18 protein-coding genes are annotated in these 22,437 nt (G+C 60.5%); 9 read left to right on the forward strand and 9 right to left on the reverse strand.

The genetic code is table 11. The features are described from left to right. Positions 1-128: 128 nt before the first annotated feature. The 4 genes from AV059_RS16845 (at position 129) to AV059_RS16860 (ending at position 6,663) form a co-directional block, all read left to right on the forward strand. The gene (locus AV059_RS16845; protein WP_058996293.1) at positions 129-2,672 is read left to right on the forward strand and encodes an extracellular solute-binding protein; all 2,544 of its coding nucleotides are present in this window, start codon (positions 129-131) and stop codon (positions 2,670-2,672) included. A gap of 128 nt (positions 2,673-2,800) precedes the next feature. Continuing rightward, positions 2,801-4,333, forward strand: coding sequence for a glycerol kinase GlpK (glpK, locus tag AV059_RS16850; protein WP_058996295.1), 1,533 nt, complete (start codon positions 2,801-2,803; stop codon positions 4,331-4,333). Between the two features lie 3 nt (positions 4,334-4,336). Then, the gene (locus AV059_RS16855) at positions 4,337-5,425 is read left to right on the forward strand and encodes a hypothetical protein (RefSeq protein ID WP_058996297.1); all 1,089 of its coding nucleotides are present in this window, start codon (positions 4,337-4,339) and stop codon (positions 5,423-5,425) included. A gap of 62 nt (positions 5,426-5,487) precedes the next feature. Further along, positions 5,488-6,663, forward strand: a complete 1,176-nt coding sequence (locus AV059_RS16860; protein WP_058996300.1) for a Cdc6/Cdc18 family protein — start codon at positions 5,488-5,490, stop codon at positions 6,661-6,663. A gap of 30 nt (positions 6,664-6,693) precedes the next feature. On the opposite strand, the gene AV059_RS16865 is transcribed toward AV059_RS16860, so the two are convergent. From AV059_RS16865 to kdgK1, 3 genes are all read right to left on the reverse strand, one after another. Continuing rightward, positions 6,694-7,665, reverse strand: a complete 972-nt coding sequence (locus AV059_RS16865; protein WP_058996302.1) for an ROK family protein — start codon at positions 7,663-7,665, stop codon at positions 6,694-6,696. A gap of 52 nt (positions 7,666-7,717) precedes the next feature. Continuing rightward, the gene (gene pyk, locus AV059_RS16870; protein ID WP_058997662.1) at positions 7,718-9,508 is read right to left on the reverse strand and encodes a pyruvate kinase; all 1,791 of its coding nucleotides are present in this window, start codon (positions 9,506-9,508) and stop codon (positions 7,718-7,720) included. A 100-nt stretch (positions 9,509-9,608) separates the two neighbouring features. Beyond that, a complete protein-coding gene (gene kdgK1 / locus AV059_RS16875) occupies positions 9,609-10,568 on the reverse strand; it encodes a bifunctional 2-dehydro-3-deoxygluconokinase/2-dehydro-3-deoxygalactonokinase (RefSeq protein ID WP_058996304.1) in 960 nt (319 codons plus the stop codon). Positions 10,569-10,904: 336 nt separating this feature from the next. On the opposite strand from kdgK1, the gene AV059_RS16880 reads away from it, so the two are divergent. Genes AV059_RS16880 through AV059_RS16890 form a run of 3 tightly spaced genes read left to right on the forward strand, consistent with a single transcriptional unit; the run spans position 10,905 to position 14,514 of the window. Next, the gene (locus AV059_RS16880) at positions 10,905-12,113 is read left to right on the forward strand and encodes an ABC transporter substrate-binding protein (protein ID WP_058997664.1); all 1,209 of its coding nucleotides are present in this window, start codon (positions 10,905-10,907) and stop codon (positions 12,111-12,113) included. Positions 12,114-12,115: 2 nt separating this feature from the next. Continuing rightward, positions 12,116-14,038 carry a HAMP domain-containing protein gene (locus tag AV059_RS16885; protein ID WP_058996305.1) on the forward strand — a complete coding sequence of 641 codons (1,923 nt, stop codon included), beginning with the start codon at positions 12,116-12,118 and terminating at the stop codon, positions 14,036-14,038. Between the two features lie 47 nt (positions 14,039-14,085). After that, positions 14,086-14,514, forward strand: coding sequence for a hypothetical protein (locus tag AV059_RS16890; protein ID WP_058996307.1), 429 nt, complete (start codon positions 14,086-14,088; stop codon positions 14,512-14,514). Positions 14,515-14,882: 368 nt separating this feature from the next. On the opposite strand, the gene AV059_RS23030 is transcribed toward AV059_RS16890, so the two are convergent. After that, entirely contained in the window at positions 14,883-15,005 is a 123-nt protein-coding gene (locus tag AV059_RS23030; protein WP_255356174.1) for a hypothetical protein, read from the reverse strand. 1,746 nt (positions 15,006-16,751) lie between these two features. On the opposite strand from AV059_RS23030, the gene AV059_RS16895 reads away from it, so the two are divergent. Both AV059_RS16895 and AV059_RS16900 read left to right on the forward strand, forming a co-directional pair. Next, positions 16,752-17,165, forward strand: coding sequence for a DUF5805 domain-containing protein (locus tag AV059_RS16895; protein ID WP_058996309.1), 414 nt, complete (start codon positions 16,752-16,754; stop codon positions 17,163-17,165). Beyond that, complete coding sequence (locus AV059_RS16900; RefSeq protein ID WP_058996311.1) at positions 17,162-18,199, forward strand: tyrosine-type recombinase/integrase; 1,038 nt, start codon at positions 17,162-17,164, stop codon at positions 18,197-18,199. Before AV059_RS16895 ends, AV059_RS16900 begins: the two co-directional genes overlap by 4 nt. Positions 18,200-18,443: 244 nt before the next feature. On the opposite strand, the gene AV059_RS16905 is transcribed toward AV059_RS16900, so the two are convergent. From AV059_RS16905 to AV059_RS16925, 5 genes are read right to left on the reverse strand one after another with little or no spacing between them, the layout of a single operon-like run. Beyond that, complete coding sequence (locus tag AV059_RS16905; RefSeq protein WP_058996312.1) at positions 18,444-19,160, reverse strand: helix-turn-helix domain-containing protein; 717 nt, start codon at positions 19,158-19,160, stop codon at positions 18,444-18,446. 42 nt (positions 19,161-19,202) lie between these two features. After that, a complete protein-coding gene (locus tag AV059_RS16910) occupies positions 19,203-20,189 on the reverse strand; it encodes an amino acid ABC transporter permease (protein WP_058996314.1) in 987 nt (328 codons plus the stop codon). Next, the gene (locus AV059_RS16915; RefSeq protein ID WP_058996316.1) at positions 20,186-20,938 is read right to left on the reverse strand and encodes an amino acid ABC transporter ATP-binding protein; all 753 of its coding nucleotides are present in this window, start codon (positions 20,936-20,938) and stop codon (positions 20,186-20,188) included. Before AV059_RS16915 ends, AV059_RS16910 begins: the two co-directional genes overlap by 4 nt. Beyond that, positions 20,935-21,615, reverse strand: coding sequence for an amino acid ABC transporter permease (locus tag AV059_RS16920; RefSeq protein WP_058996318.1), 681 nt, complete (start codon positions 21,613-21,615; stop codon positions 20,935-20,937). The genes AV059_RS16915 and AV059_RS16920 overlap by 4 nt, the downstream gene beginning before the upstream one ends. Positions 21,616-21,619: 4 nt before the next feature. Continuing rightward, positions 21,620-22,408 (reverse strand): basic amino acid ABC transporter substrate-binding protein, encoded by a 789-nt coding sequence (locus AV059_RS16925; protein WP_058996320.1) that lies wholly within the window; start codon positions 22,406-22,408, stop codon positions 21,620-21,622. Positions 22,409-22,437: the final 29 nt, after the last annotated feature.

Genomic DNA, 22,437 nt, shown 5'->3' on the forward strand with positions numbered 1-22,437 from the left:
GTGATCTTGGCACTCCTCTGTGCCCAAACACTGGTTATCACTCCTACCGTTTCGACAGTAACTATTATATATTTTGATACTGGACTATTCCCGAGAACGTGTTGGCCGTTCGGCCAACGGGAGTGACAATGAGTAAATGGAACCCACTTGATGCAGAAGACGACCCGCCTGATGGAGAACGTACCGACGGCGGCGTCACAGAGGGACGGGATGGAAACGAATTGGAGACTGAGCCGCCGTCGGCAGGAGCCCTCCAGAAGGACACAGAGACCGAAAACGACCCTGAACAGGCGGAGCTGGAAGCACGATGTGAACAACTGGCGGCGGAACTCGAACAGGAGCGGGCGGAACGTGAAGCGCTCGAAACCGCTGTCGACCGTCTCACTTCTGTTGCTAGGGCGAACGCCGACGGCGACCTCACTGCGAAACCGGGGCAGCCACCAGCGGAGGCAGCTGAGCCGCTGTACGACGCATACGGTGAACTGCTCCGGGAATGGACCGACACTGTCGACCGGATGGCATCGTTCAGCGACCAGGTGACCGCCGCGACGGAACAGGTCGACACCCGCCTCGGGTCGGTCAAGTCCGCCAGTCGGGACGTGAGCGGCGCTGTCGGGGAGATTTCGACCGGTTCGGACGAGCAACGCGACGAGATACAGTCGATCTCCGACGAGATGCGGAACCTCTCGGCGACGATAGAGGAGATAGCGAGCGCCGCAAACGAGGTCGCGGACACGTCGGGCGAAGCCAGCGTTCGAGGCGAATCCGCACTGGAGTCGGCGTCTTCGGCGATGACGACGCTCGACCGATTGACCGACAACGCCGAAGCGACCGTCGACAAGGTTGAGCGGCTGAACGACCTGCTGTCGGACATCGAGGAGATTGTGGGTTTCATCACGGATGTCGCGGACCAGACCAATATGCTGGCACTGAACGCCAACATCGAAGCGGCCCGAGCAGGCGAATCCGGCGACGGGTTCGCCGTCGTGGCCGAGGAGGTCAAATCGCTCGCGACCGAGACGAAGGAGGCGACCGACGAGATCGCAGCCTCCATTCAGGAGGTCCACGAACAGGCCGACACGACGGTTTCGGAGATGTACGATACGCGGGAGAGTGTCGAAGACACCCGCTCGTCAGTCGCCAGCGCGCTCGACGAACTGGATTCTGTCGTGTCGATGGTCGAAGAGGTCGATTCGAGCGTCCAGGAGATCGACGATGCGACGGATACGCAGGCCGATTCCACGCAAGAAGTCGTGTCGATGGTCGACGACGTCGAGGACATCAGCGCCCGGACAGCCGAAGAGGCGGCTATCGCCGCCGACGCCGCAGCGGACCAGACGACGGAACTCGCGGAGGTTTCGACGCGGGTCTCGACGCTCACCGAGCGGGCCGAATCACTGGACGCGTCGATGGATTCTTTCGAACTTGCGACCGGTTCGGCGGCGGCGAACACGGACGGAACCGTCGTCGAGTTCTGGCACGCAATGGGCGGTGAGAAAGCGTTACTCCTTGAAGAACTCGTCCGCGAGTTCGAATCACAGACCGAGGGTATCAATCTCACACTGCGGTCGAAAGGGAGCTACCGCGGGACCCTCGATGCAACGTTGAACGCCGCCGAAAACGGCGACCCGCCCGCGATCGCACAGATCTTCGAGATCGGCACTACGCGTGCGCGCGACAGTGGACACTTTACGCCCGTCGAGGAACTCCTCCCCGCAACCCATATCGACTCGCTGCTTGACCCGGTCACGAACTACTACCGGTTCGACGGGACGCTCCACTCGCTGCCGTTCAACGCGTCGAATCCAGTGATGGCGTACAACCGCGATGCGTTCAAACAGGCTGGACTTGACCCTGATTCGCCGCCAGAAACTCTCGCTGACGTTCGGAGCGCGGCTGCGCAGCTCGTCAACAGGGGCGGCGTGGATACCGGTATCACATTCGCGAACTACTCATGGTTCGTCGAGCAGTGGTTTGCCGAGGCCGACCAACTCCTCGTAGACAAGAACAACGGGCGGTCCGGGGCACCGACGGAGAGCTATCTCGATGGCGAGTTCGCCCACAACTTATTCGACTGGTGGCAGGGCCTCGAAGCGGACGGCCTGTACCACGACCCCGGTATTGAGGCCAGAGGGGCGGCTCGAACCCATTTCGCTGAGGAGAACGCCGCGATGCTGATCGGCTCGACATCGTCGCTGAACAGCATCGAAAGCAGTGCCGATTTCGATGTCGGGACCGGCCGGTTCCCCGTGCTCAACGACCGGACCGGCGTACTCGTCGGCGGCGCATCCCTCTGGGTCGGCGATGCCGTTTCCGAGGCCGTACACGACGCTGTCGGCGAATTCCTCACCTGGCTCACCGAACCGGCCCAGCAGCGCCGCTGGCACCAGGAAACCGGATACTTCCCAGTCCACGCCGATGCGATTCCACAGCTCCGGTCGGTGGACTGGTTCGAACAGAACCCACATTACAGGACGGCGTTCGACCAGCTCATAGACACACGCGATACCACGGCGACACGGGGCGCACAGATCGGTCTGTTCGATACGGTGCGAACGATCATCGAAGACGCAGTCGACAGTATGGATGGGCCCGATTCGGTCCCGGCCGCACTTGATCGACTCGACACACAGGTCACAAAGCAGCTTGAGCGGTACGATTCCGACCGATAGCGCCGTCCCCTCCTTTCTTTACTAGCCAAACATCACCATTAGTAATCTTTATAATGGTTCACTATGTTGTTTACTGTCAAGGTGGTAGCTTTCATAAATAAGCTACCTCCACCACGGAGAACACAACAATGGCAGACACATACGTTGGCGCGATCGACCAGGGAACGACCGGGACCCGCTTCATGGTATTCGACCATAGCGGTCAGGTCGTTGCGAACGCCTACGAGAAGCACGAACAGATCTATCCGGAGCCCGGCTGGGTCGAACACGACCCCGTCGAAATCTGGGAGAACACGCAGGAAGTCGTCACGCAGGGGCTCGCTGACGCAGGCGTCGGTGCCGAACAGCTTGAGGCACTCGGCATCACGAACCAGCGTGAGACGACGATCGTCTGGGACAAGGAGACCGGCAAACCGGTCCACAACGCGCTGGTCTGGCAGGACCGCCGAACCACCGACCGCGTCGAAGAGATCCAGGAAGAGGACAAGGTCGAGTGGATCCGGGGGAAGACCGGGCTGGAATGTGACGCCTACTTCTCGGCGACCAAGACCGAATGGATTCTCGACAACGCGGAACCGCTCAAGATGCAGAGCTCGCGCGGTGCTGACCTCCGCGAGCGGGCCGAAGACGGTGAACTCCTGATGGGGACCATCGACGCGTGGCTCATCTACAAGCTCACCGGCAACCACATCACGGACGTCTCGAACGCATCACGGACGATGCTGTACAACATTCACGACATGGAGTGGGACGACGAGCTCCTCGAAGAGTTCGGCGTTCCGGAGTCCATGGTTCCGGAAGTCCGTCCGTCCTCCGATGAGAGCCTGTACGGACACACCGACGCGGACGGCTTCCTCGAAGAGGAAGTCCCCGTTGCGGGTGCGCTGGGCGACCAGCAGGCCGCAATGTTCGGCCAGACCTGCTTCGATAAGGGTGATGCGAAGAACACCTACGGTACCGGCGCGTTCTACCTGATGAACACCGGCTCCGAAGCAGTCGCCTCGGATAACGGTCTGCTGACGACCGTCGGCTTCCAGATGTCCGGTGAGCCCGTCCAGTACGCGCTGGAAGGCTCTATCTTCATCGCCGGCGCGGCCATCGAATGGCTCGAAGACGTCGACCTCATCAACAACGCCGCCCAGACGGCGGAACTGGCCCGCTCGGTTGAATCAACCGACGGTGTCTACATGGTGCCGGCCTTTACGGGTCTCGGCGCTCCGCACTGGGACGGCCGCGCCCGTGGGACGATTGTCGGTATGACTCGCGGAACGCGAAAAGAGCACATCGTGCGTGCGACCCTGGAATCCATCGCGTACCAGACCCGCGACCTCGCGGAGGCGATGGAGGAAGACTCCGGTGTCGAGATGACGACGCTGCGAGTCGACGGTGGCGCAGTCAAGAACAACTTCCTCTGTCAGCTCCAGTCGGACATCATCCAGACCGACATCGCTCGACCGCAGGTCGACGAGACCACCGCGCTGGGCTCGGCCTATGCGGCCGGCCTCGCCGTCGGGTACTGGGACACCGTCGACGAACTCCGGGACAACTGGCAGGTCGACAAAGAGTTCTCACCGGAGATGGACGCCGAGAAGGCAGACAAGATGTACGATCGCTGGGACGACGCCGTCGACCGTTCCCGCGACTGGGCACAGGAGGAATAACAGATGGCAATCGCATTCGGACTCACGGCGGTTGATATGCTCGTCCTCGCCATCGCGGCGTTCGCGGGCGGCGCGTTCGGGGCATCTATCGGTGCACTCCCGGCGTTCTGTTTCACCGGCTTCATGGTGCTGATTGGAGAAGCCGGCAACGTCGTCTCAGAGTCGTTCGTTGGCGGTTCTCCTGACGTCATTGCAGGTGCCGCCGGTGGGTACGGAGCCGGCATCGTCGGCCCGCTGGCCTTCGGTCCCGTGTTCGGACCGCACGTTGCCTTCGCTGGTGGTGTGGCAGCAGCCGCGTACGCCGCGAAATATGACGGTATGTACGAGCCGGACGACGGTGACTACCACCCAGCGAAGGACATCGCCTACGCCCTCGGTACTCGACCGGATGTCCTTGCTGTCGGTGGGGTCTTCGGTATCCTGGGTATGGCAATCCGGCAGACGTCCGGTGGACTTGGGATTCCGATTGACCCGCCTGCAGCAGGTGTCATCCTGACGGCTGTTATCGCCCGTCTGGTCTTTGGCTACCCGGTTATCGGCCGTGCCCGCGGAAGTGGCCTGCTTGATATGTCGCCGTTCGAGAGCGGAAAGATGCGGTCGAGCAATAGTGAAGAAGTCGCAACGGATGGTGGAATGGCCGCCGAACGACCGGCTGTCGAGCCGTGGCTGCCACACCAGTACAAGTGGACCCACGTCGCAATGCTCGGGCTCATCACCGGCATCCTCGGTGCGTACATCTTCGCGAAGACCGGGAGCCTCTTCCTCCCGTTCGGTATCTCAGCAGCGAGTCTGCTGTTCCTGAACCTCGGCGTGGAGAAATTCCCGGTCACACACCACATGACGCTCCCGGCGACGTTCGTCGCCAGCATGGCGATGACGGACGGAGCGAGTGTCCTAGTCGCGCTCGGCCTAGGCGCGTTCTTCGGTATCCTGGGTGCGCTGTTCGGTGAGGTCTACCAGCGCATCTTCTACGCGCACTCGGACACGCACTTTGACCCGCCAGCCGCATCGATCATTACGACGACCCTCATCCTGGGCATTCTGGCACTGGCTGGAGTGTTCACGACGTCCGCCGCTATCCCCCTGCCGTAAGAACTCATACGGCTTTTTATTTACAGGTCCAATCGAATATACACACGATCTAATTTCCAAGCATGGACATCGAAGCGAGAATCAAGCGTCGACAACGCCGGAACGGTGAGCCACGGCTCATTCAGGATTACGAGTCGATCTCACCGGTCGTCCACATAGAGGAGCCGGCTGACCGCGGTCCGGTGCTTGAACGGCTTCTTGACCACCTTGATCCGGTGTTCGACGGGCAGCTGCCGCCGAACGCGTACGTGTACGGCCCCTGTGGTTCAGGGAAGTCCGCAGTTATCACGGCGCTTTTCGCCAATTTAGAACAGCTCCCGACGGAACAACAGGCGATCATCCACACGACGACCCGTGCACAGCCACCGACCTCTCCGTCGTTCGTCTACGTGAACGCCAGAGAGACCGCAAGCGAGTTCGCGTTCTACCACGCGGTTCTGGACGCACTCGTTGACGACTCGGTGCCGGAGCATGGGATCGGGACGGAGACGCTCAAGTCGCGGCTTCATGACCTGGTCCGAGAACAACGCACAGGCATCGTCATTGCAGTCGACCACATCAGCGAACCGGAGAGCATCCAGGCCCCGGCCCTCGTTGACCTGTTTGCTGGCTTACCGAGCAACGTTAGCTGGCTCGCAATCGGTCGCGACGACCCGTCGACGACTGAACTGACGCGGTACACCGCCGAGTCGATCAGTATCGACCGCTATCAGCGGCAGATGCTCGTCGACGTGTTGATGACCAGAACCTCGAACGGGCTGGCCCAGCAGGGACTTGATCACAGTCAGGCGAGGCATATCGCCGACTGGGCGGATGGAAACGCCCACGATGCCCTTGCCGCACTGTTTATCGCTGCAGAACTGGCCGAGGAACGGGGTCAGGACCGAATCACACAGGCTAACGTCGACGCGGCCATCGCGGAGGTGCCCGACCCCTGTGTTTCGTTAGGCGTCGTCCTCTCTCTGCCGACGAACCGACAGAGCGTTCTCAGGGAACTCATCGACTTAGAGGAGAGCGAACGCTCCTCGGTAACGGCAACGACGGAGGCGATTGCGTCGGCACAATCAGTCGATCTCTCGGCCGGGACCGTCAAGCGTTTTCTCTACGAGATGGCCGAGTCCGGTGTCGTCGAACGTGTCGAGGCGACGGCCACCAACGGTCAGGGACGCCCGCCGAGTCGTGTCGAGCCGCGGTTCCCGCCGACGGCCTTCCGGCGGCTGTACGACCTGCAACAGTAGCCCGACGTTCCGCGGTCAGGTCGACGTTTTTCAGACGCGCTGTGACGGGTCACCTGTGCCGCCAGTCAGCGCGGACGCCAGTGCGCCGCGAACCACGACGTCGTCGCCGAACTGCGTCAACTGGATGTCCGGGATGTTCGACATCACCATGTCATCGAGCCGGTCGCGGATCGGATTTAGCACCTGCTCGGGGTTGTTGAGTGCAACGGCCCCACCGACATAAACGACGAGTGGCGCGTATGCGTGCACGATGTTCGCGACGCCGATCGCGTTCCAGTGACAGATCTGATCGAGGACGTGTGACGCGAACTCGTCTTCCCCAGCATATTCGAAGATATCTGCCGCCGAAAACTCCTCAGTCTCGATTGGGAGCGCCGTCTCGACGGGGTCCTCTCGGTGCAGCTGTGTGGCATATCGGGGAATGTTCTCGCCCGAGCAATATGCCTCCCAGTGGCCGTCGTGCCCACAGCCACAGGTCATGAACCCGTGCGGATCGATGGTCAGATGCCCGACTTCGCCGGCGTTGCCGTCCCAGCCTGACAGGATATTTCCGTCAACGGCGACCCCGGCGCCGACTCCGGATGAGATAGTGAGATACACCATGTCATCGGGGCTCCGGTCCGAGTAGAACCGCTCGCCGATGACCCCGGCGTTGGCGTCGTTGTGCAACGACACCCGCTCGCTGCCGATGAGATTTTCGACCGGCCCAGTCAGCGGAATCCGGTCGATGGTGTCGGGAAGGTTCGCTGGGTTTTCCACGACGCCTTCGGCCAGATCCATCGGGCCGAAGGAGCCGATACCGGCGGCAACCACGTCTGTGGGGGCGATGTCGGCGGCGTCACAGGCCTGCCGGATCGCGTCGAGGACCGCCTCCGTGACCGCAATACCCGCCGGTCCACGTGGTGTTTCAGTTTTGTGTGACGAGAGTATCGAGCCTGTCTCGTCACCGATGACAGCGCGAATATGTGTCGCTCCGAGGTCGACCCCTGCGTAAGCGCCCATGCTGGTCGAAGGGTTGCCCCACCGATACTTAACTACACAGATTCTACTGCGGTCAGTAGTCTCGTTCTCTCCCTGAGATGTCCTCTCGTCCAACGGACTCCTCGTAGACGACGCCGCGCTCGGAATCCAATGTGACGGTCGACCCGTCGGAAACAGCATCAGGCAGGTCCGCGTTCGAGATCATCGGAATCGAAAGCTCGCGGGCGACGATAGCTGCGTAGCTCGTGACGCCCTCGTGACCGTCGATGATGCCACCGATACGGCTGGTGTCGCCGACGAACTCGCCGTCGAACCCTTCCGGAACCGCCAGTATCGCCCCATCGGGGACGTTCGAGAGGTCGCCTGGCGACTCCCGGGGCGGGGCCGTCGAAATCCGATGGACGGGGCCAGTCACCAGGCCGTCGACGATGGACCGACCGCTGGCGACCGTTTCGGCCGCGACGTGGACTTTCAGCATATTCGCCGTGTTCATCCCCTCCAGTTCAGTCATCATCCCGGAGAGAACGACGACCGTGTCACCGCTGTCCGCGGCTTCGGTGTCGAGGGCTGCCTGCACTGCCGTCTGGATGACGGCGTCGGCCCCTTCAGTGGTGTACTCGGTCGTTACGGGCGTGATGCCCCACGAAAGCGCGAGCTTCCGGCGGACGCGCTCGCTCGGCGTCGACGCGACGATTGGGATCGAGGGGCGGTACTTCGCCGATTTCAGGGCGGTGTAGCCGGACTCGGACGCGGCGACAATCGCCGACGCCCCGATGTCGCGGGCAAGGAACCGCCCGGAGCGCGCGAGCGCGTCTGTCCGGGTGTCACCGGCGTTTGGCACGCGCTGTTCGCGGGACTCAGCGTACTCCTCGCTGCCCTCGACATCGCGGATGATCCGATCCATCGTCTCGACGACGCGAGTCGGGTGGTCACCGATCGCCGTCTCGCCCGAGAGCATCACTGCGTCAGTTCCGTCGAGCACGGCATTAGCCACGTCGGAGGCTTCCGCGCGTGTCGGCCGCCGGGAGTGGACCATCGAGTCAAGCATCTCGGTTGCCGTGATGACCGGGACGCCGGCCTCGTGACACCGACGGATGATGCGCTTTTGAATGATCGGCACGTCTTCGAGCGGGCACTCCACGCCGAGGTCACCGCGGGCGACCATCACGCCGTAGGCCTCGTCGATGATCGAATCGAGATTCTCGACGGCCCCGGCCCGTTCGATCTTGGCGATGATCGGGATGTCGACGCCGCGCTCTTCGAGCGCTTGGCTGATCTCGTAGATGTCCTCGCCGTCGCGGACGAACGACGCGGCCACGAAATCGGGCTCCTTCTCGGCGGCCACGTCGAGTTCTTGCCTGTCGTTCTCCGTGATGGTCGGCAGGTCGAGTTCGACGCCGGGAACGTTGACGCCCTTGCGGGCGGCCAGCTCGCCGCCGTTCTCGACGGTCGCAAACACTGTGTCGTCCTCGACGCGCTCCACGGTGGTCTCGATGCGGCCGTCATCAAGCAGCACGCGGTCGCCCGGCTCGACTGCCGTAATCGACTGCGAGAGGCCGACCTCCTCGGGCGTCGCGTCGTCACCGACGACGTACCGGATGGTGGACCCCTCTGTGAGCTGAATCGGCGCGTCGATCTCCGCAGTCCGGACTTCTGGCCCCGGCATATCGAGCATGGCCGCGACCGGCTCTTCGACCGCCTCGTCTACCTCACGGATGCGGTCGATCATTTCACGGCGGTGTTCCGGCGAGCCGTGACTGGCGTTCAGTCTGGCGACGGACATACCGGCCTTTGCAAGCGACGCGATGTCGTCGACCGAGTCCGACGCGGGACCGAGCGTACAGACGATCTTTGCGCTACGCATTGTGACCTCCGTCTCCGGGGAGCCACAGTTTACAGCGTTCATAGTTAATCATACCCTGCCGTTCCCCGCGAAGGGATAAGAAGCTTGCTGGACGGCGTAGCTACCGCGAAATCGCTTCCGTGTCGCCGCTGAGAATCGAACGGATCTCGTCGGGTGACACGACAGCAATATCGCCCGGGATCGTCCGTTTGAGTGCAGCCGTCGCAGCACCCCAGGCGAGCCCGTCCGCGACGCTGCCACCGGAGAGATACTGCGAGAGGAAGCCGCCGACGAAGGAGTCTCCGGTCCCGACCGGATGCGCGTCGGTCGACTCGAACGTCGGTTGCTCCGTTACAGTCCCGTCGGCGAGCGCGAGCGCTCCGTCGCTGCCGCGGGTGATCACTGTCGCTTCGAACCCGTACTCGGCGGCGAGGTCCCGAGCAATCGTTTCCGCGTCGCCGGTCCTGTCCAACACGACGTTTGCGTCGCGTTCGGCGACGACGAGTACGTCGACAGACGGGAATAGCTCGGTCAGGACCGAGCGGGCTTTCGCCGGCGTCCAGAGCTTCGAGCGGTAGTTCAGGTCGAAGCTCGTGGTCGTGCCCGCGTCCTGTGCGAGCGAGAGGAGGTCAGCAGTGGTTGATTCGAGCGTCTCCGAGAGCGCCGGTGTGATACCGGAAGTGTGGAATCCCGCAGCGTCCGCGATGGTCTCCGTCGGAAGCTCCGTCGGTGTGGCGGTCGTGACACTGGCGCTCTGTCGATCGTAAATAACGTCGTTGCCCCGCGGTGGACTACCCTGCTCCAGATAGTAGGTTCCCTGTCGGGCGCTGTCCGAGTCGTCCCAGGCGACATCGACCGATACGCCATGGTGTTTGAGTTCTCCCGTAACTCGGCGACCGACCGGTGAGTCGGGGAGCTTTGAGGCCCACAATGCATCGAGTCCAAGCCGTTGCGCAGCGACCGCGACGTTTGATTCCGCACCAGCAGCCCTGACGGTGTACTGGTCTGCGGTCTCCAGTCGCTCGTCGTCAGGCGGCGACAACCGCAACATTGTCTCACCGAACGTAACTAACTCCGTCATATCCGACGTTGCTCACTGGCTTGGTATAAATCCCGGAGAACCAGTCGTCTAATGGCCCCGTTAATCACACCCTACTGGAGCGAAGGGCGTTAGCTCGTATTTTTCGTCATAGAGTATGGACAGTATAAGTTTTCTCCAAAAGTTTATGTGCTATAGTAATTTAGACACGCCAGTATGGATTCAGGGAGAGATGGAGGTGGACCGTCGGTCTTTAGGCGGAACCTACTCCGTTCGATTGGTGCGGCCGGACTGGCCGGACTTGCGGGCTGTGGTGGCAGCGAGGGTGTGACAGATGGGGACGGGACGCCGACCCCAACTCCAGTTGGAAACTTTCCGGTGTCCGGGGATTCGGTGACGTTCGGTTTCAACGTCGCTTCCTCGGGGGCGTACTCAACGGCCGGCAAGCAGGAGCTACGAGGTTTCAAACTCGCAGTCAAGCACATCAACAACGGTGGTGGATGGGTAACGAGCGAGAAGTACAACTCGCCCTTGGACGGTGACGGGCTTCTGAATACGGATGTCGAGTTCGTTGTCGAAGACACGGGTGGTAATTCAGATACCGCCCGGAGTAACGCACAGCGCCTTGTCGATAGTGAGGAGGCCATTATGCTTGCTGGTGGCACGTCCAGCAGTTCCGGCCTGGCCAACCAGGAGGTTGCCGCACAGAATCAGGTCGTGTATATGGCGACGATGGCTAACGCGAACTCGCTGACGGGTGCCGACTGCAACCGATACTCCTTCCGCGAGATGTTCAACAACCGCATGGCGGCCGAAGCGCTGGCCCCGGCCCTCAGTGACGAGTTCGGAGACGACGTCAATTACGTCAAAATCTCCCAGGACAACGAGTGGGGACGGACGCTCCGGGATGATATGGATACAGTCCTCGGAAATCTCGGCTGGGCTCCTGTTTGGGACACGACTGCACAGGTCGGGACGACCGACTACTCTCAGTACGCAAAAGACCTCGAGTCGGTTGATTTCGACGTGGTCGTGCTCGGTCTCGGGGGCCTCGACGCAGTAAACGCACTCAGAGCGTTCCGGGAGGAGTTCCCGGAGTCAAATATCGTCCTTCCGGTAGCCTCGAGAGATATTGCTCAGACCGCAGGCGATGCGATAGAGGGTGTTATCGGAACGGTCGCCTGGAGTCCGGAGATCAACTCGCCGCTGTCGAATACTTTCCGAGAGACGTTCCGTGAAGAGTACGGTAATTCGACGGGGGCCTCGAAATCGGCGTCCCCATCAGGAGCAGCCCACATCGCATACACGCAAACGTTACAATACGCCAGCGCAGTCGAGCGGGCGGGAACGTTCAATCCGATCGATGTCATCGGGGCGCTCGAAGGGCACGAGTACGACGCCGGTCTTGGACCGCAGACGCTCCGAGCGTGTGATCACCAGGCGATGCGTCAAGTGCCGGTTGTGAGAGGAAAGCCAGAGGTACGGCAGTCCTATGGCAGCTACTACGGCCTAGTTGGGGAGCCAGCGGATGTACAGTACGCCTGCGATAGCGGTCCAGCGGCTAACTGCTCGCTTGGAGGGAGCTAAGTATGAGTTCAGGAGATACACAGATACCAGACAGTTCAGAGAACGATTCGAACGCCTCAGGTGGGATTCTGGCGACAGTCGTCCCGGATTTTATCCGGCGAAACTTCGCACTCAAATTCGGTATTGTCCTCTTCGTTATGGCGCTATCGGTTGGGCTCATCGGCCTTGCTGCGACAGAGCAAGTCAAGAACTACACGGAACAACAGGTTCTGAGCGACTACGAAAACGCCGCCGCACAGGAGGCTGATATCCTGTCACAGTGGGTTGACCGAAACCGGCTATCGACCCAGTTCGTCTCTTCCGACGACATCTGGGCCAGTAGTAATACCGACGATATCAATATCGAACTTAACAATCGGAAAGCCGCCTTGTCCGCAGATGCTGCCGACATCCATCTGGTCGAACAGAATGCCGGCCAATCCCAGGTTGTCGCCAGCACATCTAACTCACAGGTGCTGACTAACTCACCGCTCGAATCGACGAGCAGGGCCTGGCTTACCGGTGCGAACTTCGAAACGGCAAGCGATGTCGTTGTCTCCGACGTGTACCAGACGAACTCCGGCTCGGTCGTCGGCTTCGCCAGTCCAGTCGATGCCTCCCAGAACCGGTATATCCTCATCGAGTACTCGCTTGACGAAATCGCGAACTCGCTTCAGGGGAACAACAGGGCCGAAGGCGGATTCACGCAGGTCGTCAACGGATCGGCGATCGTCATGGTCGACGAACCTAGAGACGGGAGCCGCGGCCTCGGCGAAAACATGCTGCAGTCGTACAGCGAAAACAACCAAGCCACCGAACCAATCGGTAAGGCGAACAATCTTCGGTCCTCGGAACCGCAATCCGGCGTCACCGCTAACATGCCGGCGACTGACGTACTCAACGAGCGCTACACTGTCGGCTATGCACCGATTCAGGGCACTGACTGGGTCGTTCTCGTACACGCACCCAACTCCGCGGTCTTTGGCTTCGTCCAGAACGTCCAGCAGTACGGACTTATCGGCACGGCACTGATGGTGTTGCTCATCGCGGGTGTCGGTGCGATACTCGGGTACAACACGGCAACGTCAATCGACCGCCTGACCCGAAAAACGGACCAGATGCGACAGGGGAACCTCGACGTCGAGATCGCCACCAGTCGTATCGACAATATCGGCCGCCTGTACAGCGGGTTCGCTGATATGCGCGACGCGCTCAAACAACAGATCAACGAGGCCGAGCGTGCACAGAAAGAGGCGGAGGTTTCCCGGGCCGAAGCCCTTGAAGTCAACAAATACCTCCAGAAGAAGGCCGAAGAATTCTCCGACGTGATGGAGGAGACAGCCGCTGGAAACCTCACCGAGCGGATGGCAACCGACGGCGAGAACGAGTCGATGGACCGTATCGCCAGCGAGTTCAACGGCATGGTTGACGAACTCGAAAAGACGATTGGTCAGCTCAACAGCTTCGCCGACGAAGTCGCGGAATCCGGAGATGTCGTTCTGTCGAGTGCGGAGTCCGTTCGTGACGCGTCCGAGCAGGTCGCCGAATCGACGCAGAAGATCTCCGACGATGCCTACGACCAGAAGGACCGCCTCGCGACCATCTCGGAGGACCTCGACACCCTCGTTGACACGCTCGAAGAACTGGAAGCGGACAATCCGGACATCGATCTGGGCGACTCGCTTGAACGGTTCCGGACCGTGGCGACGACGCTACAGTCGGCCGCCGAAACGAGCGACCAGATGATGGCCGAAACCCAGACCGTCGCTGGGGCGGCCGAAGAGCAGGCCGCAGAGCTCAACGAAGTGTCTTCGCGAGCCGAACAGCTCAAACGCTACGCGAAGCCACTCGGTGACATCCTGAACCGCTTCGAGACCGAAGCCGAACACGAGTTCGTCTTCTCGGGCGGTCCGTCACAGAGCCTTGGCGAAGAGGAAGAAGAGTAATCCGGTTCACCGAAACCGATTTTCGCGCTGGCGACGTACTCCTTGGAATGAGCGACGACGCAGGAGACATCTCTCAAGCGGAACTCGCCGAGTACTGTCGAACCCAGGCTGCGATTCTTGCTGGTCATCTGGACCAGCGCAGTGCGGAGCTCTCCGAGTTACTGGCGGAGATCGAACAGGACACTGCCGACGCTCGCGCGTCATTAACTAATGGTCCCGAACGACCGGACGCCAGTGCGGAGGCGACTGTCGCGGACATTGAGGCCAAGCAGGAGCAGGCGCAGGCGAAACAGGCAGAACTAGATGAATACCGAACGCTCGCTGAGGGATATACGGATCTTGCAGAACAACTCACCGAGGGCTCCGGCGATCTTGAGACTGTTCTTGAATTCGAAATTGACACTGATGCACCGACGTATTTCGACACCGAGACGACGATTCTGGGAGCGGCGACCGGAGAAAATGGAGACGACTGATTTTACATTGAAACCCGGGACAATGAACAGGCGGCTATACAGCGGTTTCTGCTGACAGCCATCGTTTTCACGGTGGTCCAACGCTGAATGCGAGTAGTTCGCGGACAGGGGCTGCTTCTACGGGGTAGAAGCCCGGCTCAGCCGTTTCCAGAGTCAGTTGACGTGCCAACGGAGATAGCACATCGTTCGCCGAGGGACTGATTTCTGATTCGAATAGGTAGTTGCTAACTCGAATTCAATATAGCCATATACAGTTTATTTGTTCGGAATGGATCGCTGAGGCTGTAGCATGGTGATTACTATGAGTAATTGAAGAATAGACTACCCGCGGAAATATCAGCCAGTCAGAATCCCCTGCAGGCCCGAACTTATGAATTAAACGTACGCTCGACGAGGTATTTGACCAGATAGAACCCGCCAATAAGCGTGACAACCATGGCTACCAGTACAATCGCAATCATGAACAAAAGGACGAGTGCGTCGTTAGCCACCGGACTCACTCTCCTGAGAGAACGCGTGTCGTCGGGAACGCATATCGATAGCTTCAGCCTCGACACGCTAATGTAGGAGGGTTTCGGTTCAACACTCCACAGTACTCGTCTATACTGGAGTCTATCTATTAGAGGTGTTTGGTGATACGTGCGCGGAGGTGCCACGCCGAGACAGGGTAGCTAGGAGCCAATACAAGGCTATTCTCGGTGCACTACCACTCTCCAGATGATACACAAAGACAGCGAAGCGCTACGCAGGTTCTTCGATACGAACAGGTCTCGTGACGAGCCGAATACGTCGGTCACGGGTCACCGAACCCGCCGGACTTCCGTAGCAACAATAGTTATTCGCGAGTACGCAAAGGAACATTCGCAGCACATCACACATCGTCGAATGAGACGGGCAGGCCGAGTCTGAGGTGCTAGACGGGGCCAGCTGAAAGACTGATACAACTACACTAGATGTCTCCATCTCGAAACCGCTGGCGGCCCGAATTGCCCTGACGACCAGAAGGAGGGCTGGCTGTGGCATGACGAGGCTGGGTGCACCTTCCGAGCCTCGTAACCCTGACTGTTTCTGACGAGCCCTGGGACACGCCACTGGCCGACGAAACGACCTCTCTGGATATTGGTGTGCACACTCTCGTCGCCTGCATTACCACGACCGGCGAGCAGACCTGTACGAAGGTTGTGAGTTGGTCCAGCGGTTCCGTAAGACGATAGAAAAGCGCCCAGTGACAGTCCAAGTTGTCCGAGAAACGGAATCGCTCGGAACCACGGAAGGCGGAGTTTTCCGGACGGCTACAGGGAGGCCAATACAGTAGCGAGCGTTTCCGGCAACTGTCCCGGAAGCGGACCCGACGCCGCCGTCACGCTCGAGAAGCGCTATGTCGCGCCCTGCTGGAACGACTAGACGAGGACGGCTGGAACAGTGTATCTCGGTCAGAAGCGTGGGCCTGTCAGGAGTGCCTGCAGCGGGCGACACAGGCCGACCGACGGGAAATCAAGACCACGCTCACGGTCGGTGGATATCAAAGGCCACGCCGACCGTACGGTGTCAGAAGCAGCTCTGGAGTGGCACGCAAAACAGCAGTCGAGCCGACGATACGGCTCGTGGGGTTGAGCAGGACTACCACGCTTGGTTGGAGGCCAACCCCTTATTGTCTCGAAGGACGGCGCACAGACCTGAATACGGTCCAGCGCGACCGGTGTATCGTATCCGGGAACACTATACCGGCCAAGACTCCAGGAGGAAAACCGCCGCCGTTCTCCGCTGAGAGGATGCCAGCCACAGTGACACATACCACATCCGAGGGACTGCGGATGCTACGTGGCGTGGGAAGGTCAAGGAGCCAACCGTGTAGGGAAATCAGTGAGACCGAGCAGGTAGACAGACTGCCAGCTCTATAGGTTCGACTTCGGCGAGTAGTGGATCAGGCCTGTATAGTCTCGGCCTCGACCCCGTGGCCGTTCACTGCACCAAACCGAATATTGATACCCTGTCGACAGGCGGTAGTCTGCTTTCGTCCACCTGAATCTTGCTGGGCAGGTGAGCTAACCAGAGAGAGTACGGCAATCTGCGACCATTTTAATATTTGTGAACGTGTGCTTACTCTGCGATGGAGTGTAGAATTTTTTGCAGTAACGCGGCAAATACCGGTGGAATAGGGTACTATACACCCAAATAAAGGCTTTTATCTCTGAGTATGGGACTACATTGAAGTTCCCGGCGTCCGAGGGTGAAATGTGTCCAGTGACAGTGAGCGAACGACGGTTCGGACGTACATTCCGGCCTACCAGAAAGAACAGTGGCAGGCCCACGCCGAGGAACTGGATATGAGTCAAAGCGAGTTCGTCCGGACGATGGTACAGGCAGGCCGAAGTGGATTCGAGTCAACAGCCTCCGAGACAACTGAATCAGACGCCGCTGAGAGCAATAGTGAGGAACCCGGTTCTCCGGACGCTACCCCTGGGGGTGACGGGCTGAAAGACCGGGTCCAGGAGATCCTTGCTGACGGGGACTACTACGAGTGGGACGACCTGCTCGCAGAGCTGACCGACGATATCGAGGAGCGACTCGAAGACACGCTGCAAGAACTGCAGTCCAACAACGAAGTGCAGTACAGCGGGCGACACGGGGGGTACGTTCGAGACGAATGAGCACGGAAACAGGCACGCCGGACGCCGAGTCGGACCCGATCGGGTATTTCCTTGATGACATCACGTACCACGGAAAGAGCGACCGGACTCGTGCCTCCTACGAGCGCGTCCTTCGGGATTTCGAGTCCTATCTCGCGAACGGCCACCAGTCCAGTCCCGTCCGGGAGGCCTCCCACCGGGACTGTATGGCATATGTCCACAGTCTTCGTGGAGATGTCGAGGAAAGTACTGTCGCAACGTATGCATCCTATCTACACCGGTTTTTCGCGTACATGACCCAGGTGGGGGTCTTCGAATCGAACCCGATGACGCTGGTCATGGAGGAGATGGACGAGTCCATCAACACCGACCCGACCCGCCGAGAGATAGACCTCCAGTCGATGCGTGCGTTCGTCGACAGCGTCTCGCACCCGCTAGAGCGAGCGATCATAGTGACACTGTTGAAGACGGGAATGCGGGCCGGCGAGCTGTGTAACCTCGATATCCGTGACCTCAACCTCGAAACCCCCGGGCCCAGACCGGAGATCCCGGTCCGAGCGGGGCTCGACGGACGTCCGGACTCATTGTTTGTGGCCGCAGACCCGGCCCGTGGCGAGGCCAGCAACGGGGAGGAACGGACCGCATCCAACAAGCGGAAACGGGAGACGACGATTCCAGTCGACGCCGAACTGGCATCCGTGCTGCGACGCTGGCTCGCGATTCGGCCGGACACACAGTCCCCGGCAGCGCCGCTGTTTGTGTCTACAAGCGACAGCTGGGGAGAGCGGGTCACGCCGAACATGGTACACCATATCGTCGAATCCCACGCCCGCGAGTTCGGTTGGTACACGGATGGTGGCGGAGCCGAAGAGAACGTGACGCCGCACTACTTCCGGCACTTCTTCACGACGCATCTCCGGGATCGGACCGGCGACCGTGGCGTCGTCAAATACCTCAGAGGCGACGTGGCACAGGACGTCATCGATACGTACACCCACGAATGGGGGACTCGCGTCAGGGATGTGTACGAGGCCGAAATCTACTCGCTACTGTGATTGTTATATTATTTATCTAACACTACAGCGACAGTGTGAATGGTGGCTGTGACACTCGTAAATCATATGCCGCTATATAGAAACAGTCGGATTCTGCTTCGCAGCTGTGCTATCTCAATGGACGATCTCAGTGACCGCATACGACAAGAGTATCACCGTCGCGAACGGAATGTACCCCAGAGACCGAAGACGCCAAGACTACACACGTCTCGGGGCTACCTACCCGGATGAAGTACTGATAGGGCTACTCAGGGTCCAAAAGTTTCGACTCTGCGGTTCGGAGATGTTCGAGGAGCGTGGTCTTCGAGATGTCCATCTCAGCGGCGAGTTCGCGGACTGAAATCCCGCGCGGCCACTGGTAGTAGCCTGCTTCGCGGGCCGCTTCGAAGGCTCGTCGCTGAGCCGGCGTTAGCGAGTCGGTTCGCAGCCCACCCACTGACCGCTCAGTATCGCTGTCCGGCGTGACGATGGATTCGACCGACACGTCAGCGTCGGCGTCAGCCTCGACAGCATCGAGTGCGGGCTGAATCTCGGGCCGTTCGCCGGTGAAACTCACCTGCCACCGTTCGCGGCCGTCTTCGATGCGAACGGGGGCGCTGTGGACGAACCCGTGTTCAAGTAGCGTCGGACAGACCAACTCGCCCGGGTCGTACTCCAGCAGGAACTGCCTGACGACGGTGCCCGGCGCATCGCGCTTGTGGCCGATACGCGCCTGAAGTTCCTGTATCTCCCCGGCGTGGGACGACGCGCGCACTGCGTCGAGGCAGTCCTCGACGGCCGACTTCGTGGCGCCGTACGCCGTAAACACGCCGTTGACCGATGCTGTTGGCGACTGGGCGGTCTGTTGCACCGTGTGTGCCAGGATACCGCCATCGGTGCGGTCGGTTGCTTCGATAGCCCAGCAGTTCGGGTGCCACAGGTCGAGCGTCAGTCGTGCGCCGGCGCTTTCAGTGTGACTCATGGGGTGTGCTGAAATGATTGGTCGGCGGCCCTAAGAGAGTGGTCATTGTCTAGTGTGCCCAACACCGGCGGTTGCAGTGTGCGATTCGACGCGGTCCATCAGTGCTGATGCCGATACGACCAGAGCCAGATACAGTATCGCTACCAGCACGAACAGTTCTGTATACTGGTACGTCTCGTTAGCGAGGGTGCTTGTCCTGCCGTACAGTTCCTGAACCGTAATGAAACTCGCCAGCGAGGAGTACTTGATGAGATACACGAGTTCGTTCGTCCAGCTGGGAAGCGCGAGTCGCAGACCCTGTGGAACGACGACGTACCGTATCCCTTCGAGCTTCGAGAGCCCAATTGCGCGTGCGGCAGTCAACTGGCCGCCGTCGACCGAGTCCAGTGACGCGCGCAGATATTCGGACTGGTAGGCGGCGCTGTTCAGCGTGAAACTGATGACGGCGACCCAGAACGCCTGTGCCGGGACGAAGCCGACACCGACTCCCGGGACGCCCCTGAGAACCTGCGTCAGTGAGGTCGCGAAGTAGAGGACGAACAACTGTGCGAGCAGTGGCGTTCCACGGATGAGTTCCGTGTACGACAGAGCGAGCCAGCGGGCCCACCGCCCGCCGTACACGCGAACGACGCTGAGCGGGAGCGCCAGCGCGAACCCGAGACAGACACTGAAGACCGTCAGTAGAACCGTCGTCCAGATGCCGTGTGCCAGCGCCGGCAGGTACGCTGTCGCGTCAGCGGCAAATCGGAGTGTGTCAGCGACCCATGCCAGCGGCGCTCCGGCAGCACCGAGTGGCGCGGCGAGCGATGCGACGGTATCCGCTGCTGTCAGGAACGGGGCCGCCGGGAGAAACGGTGTGCCACGGTCGAATCCGGAGACTCCTGCGAGGACGAAATCAGTGGTCCAGCGGGCGAGAACCCAGACCCAGAACAGTGCCAGACCGACTGTAAGTGGACGGACGGTAAAGACCGTCCCGACGCGGTCACGCAGCCCTGTATTCGGCGACGTTGTCGATTCGGCCGTGCTCATGCCGTCTCCTCGTGTGCGTGCAATCTGCTCAGGAACTGTTCGGTTCGGTCCGCTGTGGGGTTCTGGAACAGTTGCTCCGGTGGGCCGTGTTCGACGATCTCGCCGTCGTCGAGGAACACGATGTCAGACGCGGCCGACCGGGCGAAGTCCATCTCGTGACTGACGACGAGCATCGTGATGCCCTCCGCTGCGAGGTCGCGCATCACCTCGACGACCTCACCGACGAGTTCGGGGTCGAGGGCGCTGGTCGGCTCGTCGAACAGCAGCAGTTCCGGGTCCATCGCGAGTGCGCGCGCGATGCCGACACGCTGTTTCTGCCCGCCGGAGAGTTCAGCGGGGTAGGAGTCCGCCTGTTCCAGCAGTCCGACCTGTTCGAGGTGGTTCCGTCCGGCCGCCTCGGCGTCAGCAGCGTCCATGCCGAGTACTTTTTTCGGGCCGAGCGTGACGTTTTCGAGCGCGGTCAGGTGCGCAAAGAGGTTGAAATCCTGAAACACCATGCCGACCTGCTTTCGGAGTTCGTTGACGTCGGTGTCTGCCCCAGTCACGTCGTCCCCATCGAGCGCAATCCGGCCACTGTTGATCTCGGTTAGCCGGTTCACACATCGGAGCAACGTGGATTTGCCCGAACCGCTGGGACCGATGAGGACTGTCACGTCGCCTTGGTCCATCTCGAGGCCAACGCCTTCCAGTACTTCTTCGCTCCCGTAGGACTTGTGCAGATCGTCGATTGAGAGTAATGGCTGTGTCATGTCGTTCCCTCCGGTACTGCGTAGTAGTCGCTGAGTCTGTCGAGCGACCGGTTTGTCGCGAACGTCAGCACGAAGTAGACGAGGCTGACGGCGAGGAATATCTCCAGCGCTGCGGTCGATTGTCCGCCTTCGTAGAGGTTCTGGCCCGTCGTCAGCAGTTCGCCAATACCGATGACGATGGCAATGCTTGTGTCCTTGAGGACGATGGTAAACTCGTTCTGGAATCCCGGAACGCTCCGACGGAGTGCCTGCGGGACGACGACGTGCCGAATCGCTTCGAATCGGGACATCGCGACGGCGCGTGCCGCTTCCAGCTGCCCGTCGTCGACGCTCTGGAGCGCACCGCGGAAGATCTGAGACTGGTAGGCGGCGCTCCGGAGGCCGAGTGCGATAGTCGCCGTGACGAACGCGCTACTGGAGATAGAGAGGCCGAAGTACAGGATCATAATGATGACCAGCAGCGGGGTACCACGGAGGACAACCCCGACCTGTTCGACCAGCCGCCGGGATCTGTCCGAGCCGTACACTTCTATCGCACCGGCCGGAAACCCGACGACGAATCCCAAGAGAATGCTGGCTACGGTGAGCGCGATAGTGACGACTGTCCCCCCGAGCAACAGGCCCATGTTGTCGACGACGAACTGCCAGTCGGCGGCCTGGAGTAGGAGTGCTGCCATGGCCTCACTTCTGTCCGAACCACTTCTCGGTCAGGTCACGGTACGTCCCGTCGTCCTCAACGGTGGTCAGCCCGCTGTTGAGCGCGTCCGCGAGGTCATCGTTACCGGACTGAATCCCGAAGCCGAACTGCTCGCCGGTTTCGTGGACGAACGCGGACTTGATCGGGCGATCTGCCACGAACGAGTTCGCGACGGGGACGTCGATGATGATGACGTCGACGTTTTCGTTCAGCAAATCCTCGACGGCGAGCACGTAGTTGCCGTACGCGTTGTACTGAGACTCCGGAATCGTCCCCGCTTCGATGAGCTGGTCTTTGATGACGGATTCACCAGTCGTCCCCTTCTGTGCCCCGACCGTCGCCCCGGAGAGATCCTCTAGCGACGACGGCGAGAACGACCCGCTCTCCCGGACGATGATGGCCTGATTCGAACTGTAGTACGGGTCGGAGAAATCGATCGCTTCGTCACGGTCGTCGTTGATAGTCATGCCCGCCGCGACGACGTCGACGTTACCGTTGTTCAGCGCTGGGATGAGTGATTTGAACTCCAGTTCTTCCCAGCCGCTCAGTTCGTACTCCGTCGCCGCGACAACGGCCTCCAGCAACTCGACGTCGAAGCCGACGAGTTCGCCGTCCTGTTTCATCTCAAACGGCGGAAAGCCCGGCGCTGTGCCCGCGGTGAGCGTCTGTGAGTCCCCGCTGCCCGATTGACAGCCAGCGACCGACAGGGTCGCGACAGTGCCACCGATTGCCTGCAGATACCTCCGTCTGTCTACGCGTGCCTCTCGTGGCATAGTGCCACAATCGAATTAATCATATTTTA

The sequence above is a fragment of the Haloarcula sp. CBA1127 genome, assembly GCF_001485575.1.
Classification (GTDB): Archaea; Halobacteriota; Halobacteria; order Halobacteriales; family Haloarculaceae; genus Haloarcula.

Bases quoted from the DNA above. Each gene is read 5' to 3' on its own strand.
- AV059_RS16845 (WP_058996293.1), top strand. From the start codon at position 129: ATGAGTAAATGGAACCCACTTGATGCAGAAGACGACCCGCCTGATGGA.
- glpK (WP_058996295.1), top strand. From the start codon at position 2,801: ATGGCAGACACATACGTTGGCGCGATCGACCAGGGAACGACCGGGACC.
- AV059_RS16855 (WP_058996297.1), top strand. From the start codon at position 4,337: ATGGCAATCGCATTCGGACTCACGGCGGTTGATATGCTCGTCCTCGCC.
- AV059_RS16860 (WP_058996300.1), top strand. From the start codon at position 5,488: ATGGACATCGAAGCGAGAATCAAGCGTCGACAACGCCGGAACGGTGAG.
- AV059_RS16865 (WP_058996302.1), bottom strand. From the start codon at position 7,665: ATGGGCGCTTACGCAGGGGTCGACCTCGGAGCGACACATATTCGCGCT.
- pyk (WP_058997662.1), bottom strand. From the start codon at position 9,508: ATGCGTAGCGCAAAGATCGTCTGTACGCTCGGTCCCGCGTCGGACTCG.
- kdgK1 (WP_058996304.1), bottom strand. From the start codon at position 10,568: ATGACGGAGTTAGTTACGTTCGGTGAGACAATGTTGCGGTTGTCGCCG.
- AV059_RS16885 (WP_058996305.1), top strand. From the start codon at position 12,116: ATGAGTTCAGGAGATACACAGATACCAGACAGTTCAGAGAACGATTCG.
- AV059_RS16890 (WP_058996307.1), top strand. From the start codon at position 14,086: ATGAGCGACGACGCAGGAGACATCTCTCAAGCGGAACTCGCCGAGTAC.
- AV059_RS16900 (WP_058996311.1), top strand. From the start codon at position 17,162: ATGAGCACGGAAACAGGCACGCCGGACGCCGAGTCGGACCCGATCGGG.
- AV059_RS16905 (WP_058996312.1), bottom strand. From the start codon at position 19,160: ATGAGTCACACTGAAAGCGCCGGCGCACGACTGACGCTCGACCTGTGG.
- AV059_RS16910 (WP_058996314.1), bottom strand. From the start codon at position 20,189: ATGAGCACGGCCGAATCGACAACGTCGCCGAATACAGGGCTGCGTGAC.
- AV059_RS16915 (WP_058996316.1), bottom strand. From the start codon at position 20,938: ATGACACAGCCATTACTCTCAATCGACGATCTGCACAAGTCCTACGGG.
- AV059_RS16920 (WP_058996318.1), bottom strand. From the start codon at position 21,615: ATGGCAGCACTCCTACTCCAGGCCGCCGACTGGCAGTTCGTCGTCGAC.
- AV059_RS16925 (WP_058996320.1), bottom strand. From the start codon at position 22,408: ATGCCACGAGAGGCACGCGTAGACAGACGGAGGTATCTGCAGGCAATC.